Genomic DNA, 16127 nt, shown 5'->3' with positions numbered 1-16127 from the left:
CGAATGCGCAAGGCTCAGCCCAGCCCCATGGCCTCGCGTATCCGTTCGCGATAGCTGGCGCCGCTGCCCAGGCGCTGGCCGTTGACCAGGCGCAGCAGATAGCGGCCGCCGTCGAGCTGTTCGATGTCGCGCACCGCCTGCAGATGGACGATGCGCGAACGATGGATGCGCACGAAGCGGCGCGGGTCCAGCCGCGCCTCGATGCCGTTCAAGGTCTCGCGCAGCAGATAGGCCTGGCCGCCGGCGTGCAGCTCGACGTAGTTGCTCTGGGCGATCACGCACTCGACCTCTTCGACCGGCAGCAGGCGCAGACGCGCGCCCACCGGCACCGCCAGGCGCTGCGGATAGCCTTCGCGCACGCCCTCGCCGCTCGCCACCGCGCGCAACGGACGCTCCGCCAGCGCCGCGCGTGCGCGCCGCACCCGCGCCAGCGCCGCGCCGAGGCGCTCGGCCGAATAGGGCTTGAGCAGGTAGTCGACGGCGTCGGCATCGAAAGCGCGCAGGGCGTGCTCGGCATGCGCGGTCACGAACACCACCTGCGGCCGTCGCGCCACCGGCAAGGCCTGCAGCACGCCGAAACCGTTGAGGTCGGGCAGGCGGATGTCGAGAAACACCACGTCCGCAGGCAAGCGACGCAAGGCCGCGACCGCGCTGTCGCCGTCGGCGCATTCGGCGATCACTTCCACATCCGCCTCCAGGCCCAGCAAGCGGCACAGGCGCGCGCGCGACATCGCCTCGTCGTCGACCACCACCGCGCGCAGCGGCGCCGGCGCGAGCAGGCTCATGCGGCGGCCTCCAGCGGCTGCCAGCGCCGGTACGGCAGTTGCAGGCGCACGCAGGTGCCGCCGTCGGTGCGCGCGCCGATGTCGAAGCGGTGATCGTCTCCGTACAGGCCTTGCAGACGCGCGCGGGTGTTGCGCAGGCCGATGCCGGCACCGTGCACCGCCTCGCCGGCGCCGCCGTCGTCGCTGACTTCGAGGATCAGGCGATCCTCGCGGCGCTCGGCGCGCACCGACACTTCGCCGGGCGTGGTCCGCATCGCCACCGCATGGTGGATCGCGTTTTCGACCAAGGGCTGCAGCAACAGTTGCGGCACCTGTGCGTCGAGCAGGGCCGAGTCGATCGCCCAATGCACGCGCAGGCGTTCGCCGAGGCGGATCTTCTCGATGCCGATGTAGTGATCCAGCGCGACCAGTTCGTCGCGCAAGGCGATCTCCTGGCGATGCGAGCGGTCGAGGCTGTGGCGCAGCAGCGCGCCGAGGTCGACCAGCATGCGGTCGGCGCCGTCGGGATCGCGATGCACCATCTCGGCGATCGAATTGAGCGCATTGAACAGGAAATGCGGATTGAGCTGCGCCGACAGCGCATCGAGCCGCGCCCGCGCCAGCCGCGCTTCGAGCTCCATCGCCTGGCGTTCGCGGCGGCGCGCGCGTTCGGCGTAGACCAGCGCATGCGCCACGCCGACGATCAGCCAACTCGTCAGCAGATTGTTGAGCACGCTCGCGGCGAGCAACTCGCCCACCGGCGGCAGGCGTTCGTACCAGCCGATCCAGCCGTTGAGCGCGGCCACCGCCGCGGCGCGCAGCAGGATCACCACGACGACCGCGAGGCCTTGCATCGCCAGCGCCGCCATCGCCCGGCCGCGTTCGATCGGATGACGCCCGACCCAGGCGAACAGCCCCAGGGTGATCGGCACCCACAGCCAGGCGCTGGCGAGGTGCTGGCGCAGGGTGTTCGGCCAATCGGCCGGTTGCCCGGCGGCTTGGTGCATGGTCACGACCTGACCGACCCAGACGAAGCCGTTGAGGGTCCACCAGCCCAGCACCAACAACACCAGCAGCGGCAGTCGATTGCGCATGGAGGTCGATGCTGGACCCGCGCCGCGGCGCTTGCAATCGCCGGCGCCCGGTTCGTCCCGCGATCCGGCCGATTCGTCCCGGCGCGACTCCGAACGCCATCGTGCCCGCGCAGGCTGCGGCCACCTCCCTTTCGTGAATCGCCGCCATGCGCCGTCTTTCGCGTCTTTCGATCGCCCTCGCCGCTCTCGCTACCGTCGCCCTGCCGGCCGCGGCCGCCGACACCTGCCCGCCGGTACGGAAATTCGCCGACGGCGTCATCTCGACGCCGCAATGGGAATGGCGCCTGAGCTTCACCCCGAGCCGCCTGCGCGCCTATTGGTCGACCAGCAAGGGCTGGTGGCCGGGCACGCGCGAGCGCGCGACCATCATGACTTCGCAATGGCGGCCCTCGGGCTGGAGCGCGCCGCAGGTCGCGCCGTTCTCCGGCGTGCACAGCGACATGGACCCGGCGCTGTCGCCGGACGGGCGCTATCTGGTGTTCTCCTCGGAACGGCCCCGCCCCGACGGCCAGGCGGCGAAGATGGATCTGTGGATCGCCAAGCGCGGCCTGCGCGGCTGGGGCGAACCGCGCCATCTCGGCGCTGCGGTCAACAGCGCCGGCGACGAGCTTTATCCCAGCACCGATCGGCACGGCAACGTGTATTTCGCCAGCGATCGCGACGGCGAGTTCGACATCTACCGCAGCGAGCGCCTGCGCAACGGCGAGTACGCGCCGGCGCGCAAGGTCGAAGGCGGCGTCAACACCGCCGAGCGCTGGGAGTTCAATCCGGAGATCTCTCCCGACGGCCGCATCCTGTTGTTCACCCGCCTGGATTTCCCCAACGACCCGCTGCCCGACCTGGGCTACGGCTACGGCGACCTGCACGCGGCCCGTCTCAAGGACGGCCGCTTCGGCACCGCGAAGAATCTAGGCCCCTGCGTCAACACCGCCTGGGACGAATTCCATCCGACCGTGCTGTGGGACCGCGGCCTGCTGTTCTATGCGCGCGACATCGGCCGCCCCAGCGATTTCTATTACACCCGCCTGCGTTTGCCCGATCTGGAGGATTGAAAGCGCGGCCGCAGCCGGCGGGGCGCAAGCCAGGCTGTGCGAGCGCCATCGCGCTCGCGCATGACCTTCGGCTCATGCCCCCGCCGGGCATGCGCGAGAGCCTGCGGGTCCGTCCGTCCGCATCGGCCAAGACATGACCCCGCTTCCGTTCCGCCGTCCGGGCCCGCGCCCGGTCCGCCTCGCTTTGTCCACCGCGCTGGCCGCGGCGCTGTGCCTCGCCCTGCCGGCCGCCGCAGCCGCCGCAGCCACCGATCCGGCCGCATCCACGCCGCGCAAGGTGACCGTGCAGACCAAGGGCGAGAAACTCAACCGCCTGTACGAGCAGTACTGGGAAGAGAATCTCAAGCTCAATCCCATGCGCGCCACCGCCCAGGGCGACCCGCGCTACAACGACCAACTGCCGAACTTCCTCAGCGCCGAATTCCGCAAGCAGTCGCACGAATTCTCCGAACGCTGGCTCAAGACCATCGAATCGGTCGGCTCGCAGGGGCTGTCCGACCAGGACTTGCTGAGCTACGAGATCTTCGTGCGCGAAATGAAGATCAACCTGGAATCGGACCGGCATCCGTCCTGGCTGCAGCCGGTCAACCAGTTCTACAACTTCGCCGCCAGCATCGCCCAGCTCGGTTCCGGCACCGGCTCGCAGCCGTTCAAGACCGCCGCCGACTACGACAACTGGCGCAAGCGCGCGGCGAAGGTGCCGGCGGTGTTCGACCAGCTCATCGCCAACAGCCGCGAAGGCGTCAAGCGCGGCGTGGTGCAGCCGAAGGCGCTGATGACCAAGGTGCTGCCGCAGTTGGATGCGCTGATCAAGGACGACCCCACCGCGACCTTGTTCTGGAAGCCGGTGACGGACTGGCCGGCCGGCATCTCCGAAGCCGACAAGACGCGCCTGAGCGCGGACTACCGGCAGATGATCCAGACCGAGCTGATGCCGGCCTACCGGCGCCTGCGCGAGTACATCGCCAACGATTACCTGCCGCATGCGCGCGACAGCGCCGGGCTCGGCGCCCTGCCCGGCGGCGAGGCCTGGTACGCGTTCAATGCGCGCCGTTCCACCACCACCACGATGACCCCGGCCGAAATCCATCAGATCGGCCTGGACGAAGTCGCGCGCATCCACAGCGAGATCGGCAAGATCCGCAGCGAGGTGAAGTTCCAGGGTTCGCTGCAGGACTTCTTCAAGTTCATGCAGACCGATCCGCGTTTCACCTTCAAGGACGAGCCGGCCCTGCTCGCGCATTACCGCGGCCTGGAAGCGCGCATCGACAAGAAGGTGCCGCAGCTGTTCTCGCTGACGCCGAAGGCGCCGTTCGAGATCCGTCCGGTCGAGGCCTTCCGCGCCCAGTCCGCCGCCGGCGGTTCCTATATGCGTCCGAGCGAGGACGGCACGCGCCCGGGCATCTTCTACGTCAACACCTACGACCTGCCGACCCGCAAGACCTGGGATGCCGAAGACCTGTACCTGCACGAAGCGATCCCCGGCCATCACTTCCAGCTCGCCTTGCAGCAGGAACTGACCGGCCTGCCGAAGTTCCGCCGCTTCGGCGGCGAAACCGCCTTCAGCGAAGGCTGGGGCCTGTACGCCGAATCGCTCGGCAAGGAACTCGGCGTGTACGCCACGCCTTACGACTACTTCGGTTATCTGCAGAACGAGTTGTGGCGCGCGATCCGCCTGGTCGTCGACACCGGCCTGCACAGCAAGGGCTGGACCCGCGAGCAGGTGATCGCCTACATGCTAGACAACTCGGCCGAGAGCGAAACCCAGTCCACCGCCGAAGCCGAACGCTACATGGCCATTCCCGGCCAGGCTCTGGCCTACAAGATCGGCGAGCTCAAGATCATGGAACTGCGTAAGCGCGCGCAAAGCCGGCTCGGCACGCGCTTCGACATCCGCGAGTTCCACGCCGAAGTGCTGAAGGACGGCTCGGTGCCGCTGGACGTGCTCGACCGCAAGATCGATCGCTGGATCCAATCGAAACAAGGTTGAACCAGCAAGGGTGAGCGAAGCGGGTCCGGAGCTGCCGGACCCGCGGCACGGCCTCCTGCCACGACGGGAGGCCGGCATCGCCGGCAGCCAGAGCCGCGCGGGCAACGGCGCCGCCTCGCACTAATGTGCTTTCTGACTCACTGGGTTTCTGTTCATCTGCGCGGCCCATTCCCGGCTTCCCCCCTGGGCCGCCTTTCGGGCAGGATGAGGACCGGCCCACCTGGATCGCACCGCCTGCCGAACCCCTGTCCCGCCCCATGAGCCCAGCCCCTGCGGGCTTCTCCCGCATGCCCCGCCGGCTTCGTCCAGGCCCCGAGCGGCCAGCCGGATGCACCGATGCAGGGCGGCCCGGGCCGGCTCTCCGGTCGGACCGGAAGCGGCGGTCGAACCGGTCGACAGCAGAAAAAGTGTGACTGACACCGCATAATTAGCGGTTGTTGTGCCTCGCCGTCCACGGTGCCCGCTGTCCCACCCAGCCTCGGAATACGGATGTCCCACATTCCAGCGCCCCAATCCTTCGCCGCCGCGCGTGCCGCGTCGCGCAGCCTTGCCGCCTTGGCTTTCACCCGCTTTCGTTTCGCCGCTCTGTCGGTCGTGCTGCTGTTCGCCGGCACCGGCCTGGCCCAGGCGCAGGACTGGAGCTATCGCGTGCGTCCCGGCGACACCCTCTGGGACCTCGGCGCCAAACACCTCAAGAACGGCATCAACTGGCGCCGCTTGCAGGAACACAACCGCATTGCCGACCCCTATCACCTGCCGCCGGGCACGCGCATGTTGTTCCCGGTCGGCTGGCTGCGCATCGAACCGGCCAAGGCGCGCGTCATCGCCGTGCGCGGCGCGGTCAATCTGCTGACTTCCGAGAAGGCCGCCGCCGCACTGGTCGTCGAAGGCATGCGCATCGGCATCGGCAGCCGCGTCGAGACCGGCCCCGGCGCCAGCGCCACGCTCGAGTTCGCCGACGGCTCGCGCCTGATGATCCAGGACAACAGCCGCATCTCCTTCGACGAACTCAGCAGCTACGGCAGCACCGGCATGGTCGATACGCGCATGCGCCTGCAGCGCGGCCGCACCTTGAACCGGGTGATCCCGGCCAAGGGTCCGGCCTCGCGCTACATCATCGACACGCCCTCGGCGACCTCCAGCGTGCGCGGCACCCACTTCCGCGTCAGCGCCGGCGACGAGGGCGCGCCCGACGCGACCGAAGTGCTGGAAGGCAAGGTCGCGGTCGGCAATCGAGGCGCCGAAGTGATGGTGCGCCCGGGCTACGGCACGGTCGCCGCTGCCGGCGCCGCGCCGTCGGCGCCGATCCAGTTGCTGCCGGCGCCGGCCTTGAACGCCGCCCCGCCCGAACAACTGCCCGCGACCATCGCCTGGTCGCCGGTCGAAGGCGCGGTCGCATATCGCGTCGAAGTGGTGCGCGACGACGCCCCCGAAGTGCTGTTGTTCGAGGCCCGCACCAGCGACACCCGCCAGCGCATCGACGATCTGCCGGCCGGCCGCCAGCGCGTGCAGGTGCGCGCCGTCGCCGCCAACGGCCTGGGCGGCCGCGACAGCAGCCAGGTCTTCACCGTCAACGATCAGCCGGCGCCGCCGCTGACGATCAGCCCGCTCGACGGGCAACGCCTCAACCTGCCTCGTCCGCGCTTCGAGTGGACCCGCGCCGAAGGCGCCGAGCGCACCCGCCTGCAAGTCGCCGCCGACGAGCACTTCGGCCAGCCGCTGATCGACACCGAAGTCGCCGGCCAGCGTTTCCGCCCGTCCGAGTCGCTCGCGCCCGGCAAGTACTACTGGCGCGTGGCTTCGCGCGACGGCAAGGGCCACGCCGGCCGCTACGGCAACGTCTTGCCGTTTGAAATCAGCGATGCGCCAGTCGACCCCGGTCTGGAAGCGCCGCAGGCGGCGAAGGGTATGCTGACCCTGCGCTGGCAGAAGGGCGAACCGGGCCAACGCTATCGCGTGCAGATCGCGCGCGAACGGGACTTCTCCAAGCTGCTGCTCGACGAGGTGGTGGACGTGCCGCAGATCGAACTCAAGCGTCCCGGCGGCGGCACCTGGCACGTCCGCGTGCAGACCATCGAGGACGACGGCTACGCCGCGCCGTACGGCCCGCCGCAGCAAATCCGCCTGCCCTGCCGCGTCTGCTATGGCGCGGGCGCCGCCGGCGCCTTGTTGCTGTTGCTGACGTTATGACCCCAACGGCCCGGTCCAGGCTGTTACGAGGCGGCGCGGCCTTGCTCGCCGCCGGCCTGGCCGCGCTGTTGACCGTCACCGGCGCGGCCTCGCGCCTGGACGACGTGTTCTACGACCTGCACCTGTCGAACTGGGGCTATGCGCCCGACGACGACGTCGTCATCGTCGCCATCGACGATCGCAGCCTCAACGAACTCGGGCAGTGGCCGTGGCCGCGCGACATCCACGCGCAGATGCTCGACCGCCTGGGCTACGCCGGCGTGCGCGGCGTCGCCCTCGACCTGGTGCTGGCCGAACCCGACCGCACCGGCGACGGCCACGACGCCGCGCTGGCCGCCTCGATGCGCCGCGTCGGCCGCGTCGCCCTGCCGGTGACCACCGCGCCGCTGCGCCAGAACGGGCCGCTGGTGGAAGTGCTGCCGACCCCGTTGATCGCGACCGCCGCGACCACGCTCGGCCACACCGACATCGAGCTCGACTCCGAAGGCACCACGCGCGAGATGTACCTGCAGGCCGGCCTGGGCGAATCGCGCTGGTCGGCGCTCGGCCTGGCCCTGATCGGGCTGGAACCGAACAGCGTGCCGCATCCCCTGCCCGGCCTGCGCCGCCCCGCGTCCGAACGCGGCTCGCCGTATCAACAAACCCGCGACCACCGCGTGCGCATCCGCTTCGCCGGGCCGCCGGGCACCTTCGGCCAGGTCTCGTACTCGGACGTGCTCGACGGCGAAGTGCCGGCCGAACTGCTGCGCGGCCGCTGGGTCGTGGTCGGCGTGACCGCCAGCGGCCTCGCCCCGAGCTATCTCACGCCGATGTCCGACGTGGTGCGCATGGACGGCGCCGAGTACCAGGCCAACGTCATCGAAATGCTGCTGCACGATCGCACCATCGTGCCGATGCTGCCGCTCTGGCAGGCATTGCTCGCCGCGGTCATGCTGTTCGCGGTGGTGCTGTTGATGCTGCATCCGCGCTTCCAGCGCCCGCTGCTGGTAACCGGCGTGGCCGCCTTGCTGACCGCGTTCGGCAGCGTCGCGCTGCTGCGCCTGGGCAATGTCTGGTTCGCGCCGGCGACCACCATCGCGATGATCGCGCTGGCCTATCTGCTGTGGATGATCGCCCACCTGCGCCACTGGCGCCGCGAGGCCAATCTCGACACCCTGACCCGGCTGGGCAACCGCCGCCGTTTCGATCATGTGCTGCAACGCGAACTGGCGAGCGCCCGGCGCACCCGCGCGCCGCTGTCGCTGGCCCTGGTCGACGTCGACTTCTTCAAGGCCTACAACGACTCCGAAGGCCACCGCGCCGGCGACAAGCTGTTGCGCCAGATCGCCGAGATCATCGGCTCGCATGCGCGCCGTCCGCGCGACCTGGCCGCGCGTTTCGGCGGCGACGAATTCGCGGTGATCCTGCCCGATACCCACGTCGAAGGCGCCGCCCGCGTCGCCGACGGGATCCTGGAAGACATGCGCAAGCTCGACGCGCGTTACGGCGAAGGCCATGCCGACCAGCGCGTCAGCCTCAGCATCGGCCTGTACACCTGCGTACCGGGCGTCCACACCCACGTGCGCACCTTGTTCGACGGCGCCGATTCGGCGCTGTACCGCGCCAAGGAAAACGGCCGCGACCGCCGCGAAGCGACCCGGTTCGGCGAAGTCTGAGCGGCGTCGGATCCGAGCCGACGACGCCCGTCGTCATCGCAATGACAACAGACACAACCCTCACGCCCCCTCTTTGGGAGGGGGCTGGGGGGATTTGCTCCTGCCTTCCACACCGACGATCTTCGGCGAGCCGCCACTACATCGAAGTAAAGGTGTCGGCGCCGGCGAGGATGTGGTCCCAGTCGAACTGCGAGTTCGGCCGCGACAGATGCCACAGCGTGCGCAAGCCCGCGCCCGCGGCCGAATCGGTGCACGTACCGGTCCACGCGGTGATGCTGCCGATCTGGCCCCAGCGCACGCTGAAGGCGATGGTGACCGCATTGTTCGCGCCCGGCGCCGGCGGCGCCGAATTGACCCAACCGACCAGCGGATAGAAACCGGGCGCGCCGCCGTTGGTGCGGTACTGGCCCTGGATCGCGCCGGTGCTCGGGTTGAACGAGGTGATCCTCATTTCCGAGCCCATCTGGTTGCGCCACGAGCCCACCGGGTTGCCGCAACGCACCAGCGCCGCCGCGTCGGCCGCTTCCTTCTGCGGCTTCTTCGCCGACACGCTGCCGCTGACCGCGAACAAGCCGAGAAGAACGAGAACTGCTCCTGCACGTTCCATGTTGCCTCCTGTCGTAAGGCGGCGAGAGCGCCGCGCTTTTCAAGCGATGTCGAATCGCAGCGACGAATACCGAGCCGATCGTCGAGTGCGATGGCGTCGAAGCCTTCGCGTACGCGATCGCGGCGCCCTCAGGCGGCCGTCGCCGTGCGAAGTGTTCGACGCGATGTCCGGCGAAGTGTCCGCTGCCTGGACCCGGCCGAACCAGACGGCCGGCGGACCACCGCGATCGCACGCCCGCTTCGCTCGCATCGAACGCGAACCACTAGCGGGCTGCTACTACGCTCGCTAACGCGCATACCGCTCGAACCGCGACTGCGCACACGCTTCGTCGCGGCGAGGCTGAACAACGAAACTCATCGCGCGTATCCACGCGCGAATCAGTCGGACAACGTGATGCGCGTCGCGGATCGACGGCGCGCGTATCGGTGCCAGCGCACTGCGGCGAGGCTTCCCCATCGCCCACAACGAAAAGGGCCGGCAATGCCGGCCCTTTCGATTCATCGATGACGAACCGCCAAGCGGATCGATCAACCGGCGTTGCGGTCGCGACGCTGGCCCGGCTGCGCGCCTGCGCCGCCGCGGTGCTGCTTCGGACCGGCATGCGCGTGACGCGGGGCCGGCTTGCCGTGCGGACGATGCGCCGGCTTGCGCGGTCCATTGTTGCCGCGGTTGCCGCCCGGACTGCGCGCGCCCGGCGCATCCGAACCCATGCGGATCGGACGCGACGGCTCGTAGCCGGGCACCGTCACCATCTCGATGTCGTCCTTGAGGATGCGCTGGATCTGGCGCAGCAGGCCGCCTTCGTCCGGCGAGACCAACGACAGCGCTTCGCCCGTCGCACCGTTGCGGCCGGTGCGGCCGATGCGGTGCACGTAGTCTTCGGCGACCATCGGCAGGTCGAAGTTGATCACCAGCGGCAGGCTCGGGATGTCGAGACCGCGCGCGGCGACGTCGGTGGCGACCAGCACGCGGGCCTTGTTCGCCTTGAAGTCGCGCAGGGCTTTCTGGCGCTGGGCCTGGCTCTTGTTGCCGTGGATCGCGACCGACTTGAGGCCGGCTTCTTCCAACTGCTCGGCCAGGCGGTTGCAACCGTGCTTGGTGCGGCCGAACACGATCACCTGATCGTTCGGACGCTTGGCCAGGATGTCGATCAGCAGATCGCGCTTGCGGCCGCCGTCGACCGGATGCACGCGGTGGGTGATGGCTTCGGCGACCAGGCTGTTGGCGGCGATCTGCACCTGCTGCGGATTGCGCATGAACTCCAGCGCAAGCTGCTTGATCTGGGTTTCGAACGTGGCCGAGAACAGCAGGGTCTGGCGCGACTGCGGCAGGCGGCCGAGGATGCGCTTGATCGCCGGCAGGAAGCCCATGTCGAGCATGCGGTCGGCTTCGTCCATGATCAGCATCTCGACGCCGTCGAGCTTGGCGCTGCCGCGCTCGAGGTGGTCGATCAGGCGGCCCGGGGTGGCGACGAGCACGTCGACGCCGCGGCGCAGCGCATCGAGCTGCGGGCCCATGCCGGCGCCGCCGAAGATGGCGTGGATGTTGAGGCGCAGGTACTTGGCGTAACCGCGCAGGCTGTCGCTGACCTGCAGCGCCAGTTCGCGCGTCGGCGCGAGGATCAGCACGCGCGGCTTGCGCTGGGTGTTGCCCTGGGTGGTGGCGAGGCGGTGCAGCAGCGGCAGGCCGAAGGCCGCCGTCTTGCCGGTACCGGTCTGAGCGCCGCCGAGCAGGTCGTGGCCGGCCAATGCGAGCGGAATGGCTTCGCTCTGGATCGGGGTCGGCGTGGTGTAGTTCTGTTCGGACAGCGCGCGCAGCAACGCGGGCGCAAGCCCAAGCGATTCAAACGTCATGTTGGAACTCCAGTGGTTCGCGATGCGGCCTCGCCCGGCGCCCGTCGAAACGGGCGCACGATCGAGACGATCGCGTGATGACCCCAGCGTTCCCTTGAACCGCGCTGCGAGTATCTGATTTGACGGCGCCGGATGCTCCGGGCCGTGTCTGCGCTACGAAAGACGTGCGGGATAAAAAGTCGCGCCGGCGAATCCGAGAACTCGGTGCGGGGCGACAGGCAACCTGGGAAACGTACCCTTGCGGGGAGGCAGCCGTGCGCTGAACGGGGCGAACTCTACTCGAAACCCCGTGAAACCGCCAGCTGGGTTCCACGGTGGGTGTCAGCGGGCGGTCATACGGTGGGGCCGGAGGCCCTGTCCTGGTTGGGTTTGGGGTCGTCGCGGCGGTTGGGGCCGGGTCGGGCTCGGCATGGGAAGGCCTGGGCCGTCTGCGGGGTTCGGAGTGCTTGGGGCCGCGGGCCGCGTCCATTTTGAGTTGCGTTCAGCCCGGATCGACACCTGAAGTTGCATCTTGGCGGCCGTTTCCTGGCTGAGGGTCCCCACCCTATTCGGTGATCGGGGCGCCGCGAGACCGCGGCAACGCGGTCGCGGCTTGCGCCGCTCCTACCCAAGAGCACGACGCCCCTTGCCCTTGCCGTTGCCGTTGCCGTTGCCGTTGCCGTTGCCGAGATTTTGATCTGCTTTGTCGCTCTGCCGGTCAAGTGGAGACCCGGAGGGCGCCGCACAGGACGTGCGGCGTTTTCCGATAAGACAGGGACGTCTTATCGGAAAATCCCGGCGCGGGCATCGCACTCGTGGCCTGTGCCCTTGCAAGGAGAGCCCTTTTCTTTGGTTACATTTCTTTTGGGCTTAGCAAAAGAAAGTAACCCGACCGCGTAGCGGACGGAAGCTCTGCTCTTTCTTGAAGGGTTGTGCCGGAGGCCGGCAGAGCGTGGTCGCAACTTACGTCGCTCCTACAGGGGTACTTCGCACTTGCCTGTGGCTTTAATGGAAGCAAGACCAAACGATAAAAGCTTCCGCCACTAAAGCGGCGGGTAACTTTCTTTTGTCTAAAGCAACAAAAGTCCGTCTGGATTCCCTTCGGTCAAAGGTAACCAAAGAAAAATGCTTTTCTTTGAATCAAGGGCCCGCGCGCTCGATGCCGACGCAGGGATTTTTCATACGGGACATCCCTGTCCCGATGAAAAACGGCCTGCATCCATGCAGGCCGCCCTCCGGGTCTTCTATTGCCTTCGCTAGTGCGAATCGGCGCACAGCAACAACTAGGGCAAGGGCAAGGGCAAGGGCAACTGCAACTGCAACTGCAACAGCCGCGTCAACAACAACGGCCGTGGCCCTCGCCCACCGCCTACAACCGCTGACGATTGTCCGCCGACACCCGATCGATCAACTTGTTGTAAGGATCGAACCCCACCTCATACGGCGCTTCGTCGACCACCACCTTGATCGTCGATTCCCCCTCGGTGACCCGGCGACGCTCCAGCAGCAGCGGTCTCTCGTCGGCTTCCTCGCCCGAGGGCCCGCGCGCGAACACGCCGATCTCGATCCAGTCGTCGAGCCGGGCCGGACTTTCCTTGCCTTTGCCGTCGACATAGACCTTGCCGGCGTGCAATTGCATGGTCACTTCGTACTTGCCGTCGGCGCGCTTGTTCGTGCTCGCGCTCACCACGCGGTTGTCGTAGAAGGTGATCTTCTCGAACAGGTCGGTGATCAGCGCCTGCTGCTCGGGCTTGGCTTCGGCGCGCAGGTAGTCGAGCAGTTCCGCCGAAGTGGTGTACGGCGGTTGCTGGAAGCCCTTGTCCTGCAGGAAGCGTTTCAGGGCGCGGTTGACCGCCGCCTCGCCCAGGTCTTCGCGCAGGCGGTAGAACACCAGCGAGCCCTTGCGGTAGTGCACGTAGGGCTGGTTCTCGACCCGGTACAAGGGCAGTTCCTCGACCCGCTCGGCGCTGCGCTCGGACAGGTAGTTGTCCAGTTCGTACTTGAGGAAACGGCGCATCTTGGCGCGGCCGTAGGCCTTCTCCATCACCATCAGCGCCGAGTACTGCGACAGCGATTCCGACAGCATCGTCGAACCCTGCAGGTCGGCGCCGATCACCTGGTGCGCCCACCACTGGTGCGCGACTTCGTGCGCGGTCACGTAGAACACGTAATCGATCGCGCTGGTGTCGCGCAGGTCGGCAATGAAGCCGATCGATTCGGAGAACGGAATCGTGTTGGCGAAGCTCTGGGCGAAACGGGCATAGCCGGGGAATTCGATGATGCGCACCTGGCGATGCTGGTAGGGGGTGAATTGGGCCTGGAAGTAGTCCAGCGATTGTTTGACGCCGTCGATCATGCGGTCGACGTTGTAGGCGTGTTTCGGGTCGTAATAGACCTCGACCGGGATGCCGCCGTGCTCGGCGCGCTTGACCTGCCACTTCGCCGACAGATAGGCGTAAAACGGCAGCATCGGCTGGTCCATCGCATAGTCGAAGCAACGGCGCCCGTCGCGGCGGTATTCGCGCTTGAGATAACCCGGGGCCAGCGCGATTTGGTCGGGCGCGGTGCAGACCGTGGTCTTGAAGTCGATCCAGTCGGCATCGCCGCCGATGTAGTGGTTGCCGCGCGCCGCCTTATCTTCGAGCTTGGCCATGCGCTGCACCTCGGCGACGCCGCGCTTGCGGCGCTCGTTGCGGTCGGCGAGCTGGCGGTTCTCGTTATAGCCGAAGTGCGGGAAGGTCGCGGAGTTGAAGAAGCTGCCGTTGGCGACGATGGCCTTGTTGTCGGGCTCGTTGCCGAAACCGCGCTGCGCATACGCCTGGGCGAAACGCAGTTCGCGCTGTTCGCCGGGCTGCATCGGCCGATCGAGCTTGTAGATGCGATAACCCAGGCGCTCGTCGTCGTGGCTCAGCTTGGCGCCGCCGAACTCCAGGGCGGTGATGCGCTGCTCGGGATCGACGGTGATGTGGAACTCGCTGATCGGCTGCGCATGCGGGTTGACGATGCGGTAGCGGCCCTTGCTGGACACGCTCAAGGTTTCCGGATGCAGGTCGACGTCGACCTCGACGGCGAGGATGCGCGGCTGGGCCAGGCCCTTGTACTTGCGATAGTCCTTCTCGTAGCGCACCTGCTCGTCCATCGCCACGTCCGAGGGCACGTAGCGGTTGAGCAGGTTGGTGTTCCAGAAGATATAGCTGCCGGCGCCGACCCAGGCCAGGGCGAACGCGGCCAGGACGATGCCGGGCGCGCCGCGCAAGCGGCTGCGCGCCAGGGCGAGGCGATCGCGCAGGCTCGGCGACACGCCGCGCACCCAGAACGCCGCGGCGAGGGTCAGCAAGGCCGCGACGAACAAGCCCCAGTACGCCTGGAACCACAGGCGTGCGCCGAGGAATTGGCCGTAACCGTTCATGTCCGAGTACGGCGCTTCGGAGGCGCGGCTGAAGTTGTACAGGTTGTGCTCGAAGTGCAGCAGGCCGAAGACGGATTGCAGCACCACCACCAGGATCAGGGCGCCGTAGCCGATGAACTTGTTGTTGGTCAGGACCTGCAGCACCAGGGCCAGGCCGCCCATCAGCACGAAGGGTATCGAATCGAGCAACAAGGCCTTGGCGTACAGCAGCGGTTCGAGCTCGTGATAGCCCTTGGCGAGCTGGTAGCCGATCGCGCCGAGGCTGCCGATGGCCTGGAAGATCAGCACCACCAACACCAGGGTCGCAACCTTGCTCAACAGCGGCACCCAGTTCGGCACCGGCATGGCATCGGTGACCTCGGCCAGCTTGACCCCGCGTTCCTTGAACACCAGCTCGCCGGCGTAGAACATCACGATGAACACGACCATGAAGCCGAAAGTGTCCTGCAGCGCGCCGATCATCACCGAGGTGGTCGGATAGGTTTCGGTGCCGAACAGACTGCGCATGGCGCCGGCACTGCCGAGCAGGTTGGCGACCGCGAACGCCAGCATGATCAGGAACGGCACGCTCTTGAGCACGCCGACGGTGTCGAAGCGCAAAGCATGCAGGAACTGGGCGACGGCGGTGCCGGTACCGAAGGTGGGCTGCACGCGCGGCGCGACCACGGTCGACGGCGTCGTCGCCACCGGCACGGAGCGCTTTTTGCGCCGGAACCAGCCCTTGCCGGTGGCGGTACGCTGCGGTTTGAACAGGGCGAAGGCGGTCGCCGCCAGCGCCAGACCGATGCTGCTCCAGACCAGGCGATTGGCCAGCAGGAAACGGTCGAGGCTCGGGATCGCGGTATTGAGTTCGTTGGAAGACCAGTAACGCAGGGTACGGCGCAACGCGGTGATCCCGAACGGATCCATCATCACCGCCAGCCACTCGTTATCGAGGTCGGTGGCCAGGCCCCGGCCGAGGCGGTACAGGATGAAGAACGCGATCACCCCGAGGTAGACCACCAGCAGGTTGCGCGCGGTCACCGCGAGCAAGGCCAGCAGCGCGCCGATGAACAACAGGTTCGGCAGCACCACCACGCACAGGCCCCATAAATACGGCATCAGCGAGAACGGCCCGAGCCGCTCCGGGTCGATCCACGGCATCAGCGGCGCGATGATCAGGCCGGCGACGACCATCGCGAACACCAGCAGGCAGGCGACCAGGGCGGCGGAGAAACGGCCGATCAGGAAGTCGCGCTTGCGCATCGGGCTGGAGAAAAACAGGTCGGCGGTGCCGAGCTCGAAATCGCGCAGCAGCGCGCCGGCGATGAAGCTGGCGATGGCGAACAGGCCGAGCAGGCTGAAATAGCTCAGCGCCATGATCACGGTGGACGGCGCATTGCGGTTGACGTTGCCGATGGCACCGCCGATCTGCACCGCATCGGAGCTGGTCATCGCGAAGGCCAGCAGCCCGAACAGCAGAGAAATAAGCCACAACAGCGGCGCGCGCAGCTGTTGGCGCAACTCGAAACGGAAGAATTCGGCGATCATCTGG

General features: G+C 67.6%; 9 protein-coding genes. 4 read left to right on the top strand and 5 right to left on the bottom strand.

The genetic code is table 11. The features are described 5' to 3' along the window. Nucleotides 1–14: 14 nt before the first annotated feature. Nucleotides 15–785: a LytR/AlgR family response regulator transcription factor gene (locus ACKN61_RS08645; RefSeq protein WP_408953139.1), complete on the bottom strand. Its 771-nt coding sequence runs from the start codon at nt 783–785 to the stop codon at nt 15–17. Then, a complete protein-coding gene (locus ACKN61_RS08640) occupies nt 782–1858 on the bottom strand; it encodes a sensor histidine kinase (protein ID WP_408953138.1) in 1077 nt (358 codons plus the stop codon). The genes ACKN61_RS08645 and ACKN61_RS08640 overlap by 4 nt, the downstream gene beginning before the upstream one ends. A 146-nt stretch (nt 1859–2004) precedes the next feature. On the opposite strand from ACKN61_RS08640, the gene ACKN61_RS08635 reads away from it, so the two are divergent. The 4 genes from ACKN61_RS08635 (at nt 2005) to ACKN61_RS08620 (ending at nt 8745) form a co-directional block, all read left to right on the top strand. Beyond that, on the top strand, nt 2005–2910 hold the full coding sequence (locus ACKN61_RS08635; RefSeq protein WP_408953137.1) for a TolB family protein: 906 nt from the start codon (nt 2005–2007) through the stop codon (nt 2908–2910). 133 nt (nt 2911–3043) lie between these two features. Beyond that, nucleotides 3044–4900 (top strand): DUF885 domain-containing protein, encoded by a 1857-nt coding sequence (locus ACKN61_RS08630; RefSeq protein ID WP_408953136.1) that lies wholly within the window; start codon nt 3044–3046, stop codon nt 4898–4900. A 489-nt stretch (nt 4901–5389) separates the two neighbouring features. Further along, nucleotides 5390–7090: a FecR domain-containing protein gene (locus tag ACKN61_RS08625; protein ID WP_408953135.1), complete on the top strand. Its 1701-nt coding sequence runs from the start codon at nt 5390–5392 to the stop codon at nt 7088–7090. A 41-nt stretch (nt 7091–7131) separates the two neighbouring features. After that, nucleotides 7132–8745 (top strand): CHASE2 domain-containing protein, encoded by a 1614-nt coding sequence (locus ACKN61_RS08620; protein WP_408953134.1) that lies wholly within the window; start codon nt 7132–7134, stop codon nt 8743–8745. 136 nt (nt 8746–8881) lie between these two features. Here ACKN61_RS08620 and ACKN61_RS08615 read toward each other — a convergent pair whose 3' ends face one another. From ACKN61_RS08615 to ACKN61_RS08605, 3 genes are all read right to left on the bottom strand, one after another. After that, nucleotides 8882–9352, bottom strand: a complete 471-nt coding sequence (locus ACKN61_RS08615; RefSeq protein ID WP_408953133.1) for an avidin/streptavidin family protein — start codon at nt 9350–9352, stop codon at nt 8882–8884. 527 nt (nt 9353–9879) lie between these two features. After that, a complete protein-coding gene (locus tag ACKN61_RS08610; protein WP_408953132.1) occupies nt 9880–11205 on the bottom strand; it encodes a DEAD/DEAH box helicase in 1326 nt (441 codons plus the stop codon). Between the two features lie 1348 nt (nt 11206–12553). Next, entirely contained in the window at nt 12554–16123 is a 3570-nt protein-coding gene (locus ACKN61_RS08605) for an ABC transporter permease/M1 family aminopeptidase (RefSeq protein ID WP_408953131.1), read from the bottom strand. Nucleotides 16124–16127: the final 4 nt, after the last annotated feature.

Source organism: Lysobacter sp. Hz25 (assembly GCF_046097045.1).
GTDB lineage: Bacteria > Pseudomonadota > Gammaproteobacteria > Xanthomonadales > Xanthomonadaceae > Lysobacter > Lysobacter antibioticus_B.
The sequence above is the reverse complement of the archived record's forward strand: the minus strand, read 5'-3'. Positions and strand labels throughout refer to the sequence as shown.

What these genes read in the sequence shown, in the direction of transcription:
- ACKN61_RS08645 (WP_408953139.1), bottom strand. Translation starts at nt 785, where the DNA reads ATGAGCCTGCTCGCGCCGGCGCCGCTGCGCGCGGTGGTGGTCGACGAC.
- ACKN61_RS08640 (WP_408953138.1), bottom strand. Translation starts at nt 1,858, where the DNA reads ATGCGCAATCGACTGCCGCTGCTGGTGTTGTTGGTGCTGGGCTGGTGG.
- ACKN61_RS08635 (WP_408953137.1), top strand. Translation starts at nt 2,005, where the DNA reads ATGCGCCGTCTTTCGCGTCTTTCGATCGCCCTCGCCGCTCTCGCTACC.
- ACKN61_RS08630 (WP_408953136.1), top strand. Translation starts at nt 3,044, where the DNA reads ATGACCCCGCTTCCGTTCCGCCGTCCGGGCCCGCGCCCGGTCCGCCTC.
- ACKN61_RS08625 (WP_408953135.1), top strand. Translation starts at nt 5,390, where the DNA reads ATGTCCCACATTCCAGCGCCCCAATCCTTCGCCGCCGCGCGTGCCGCG.
- ACKN61_RS08615 (WP_408953133.1), bottom strand. Translation starts at nt 9,352, where the DNA reads ATGGAACGTGCAGGAGCAGTTCTCGTTCTTCTCGGCTTGTTCGCGGTC.
- ACKN61_RS08610 (WP_408953132.1), bottom strand. Translation starts at nt 11,205, where the DNA reads ATGACGTTTGAATCGCTTGGGCTTGCGCCCGCGTTGCTGCGCGCGCTG.
- ACKN61_RS08605 (WP_408953131.1), bottom strand. Translation starts at nt 16,123, where the DNA reads ATGATCGCCGAATTCTTCCGTTTCGAGTTGCGCCAACAGCTGCGCGCG.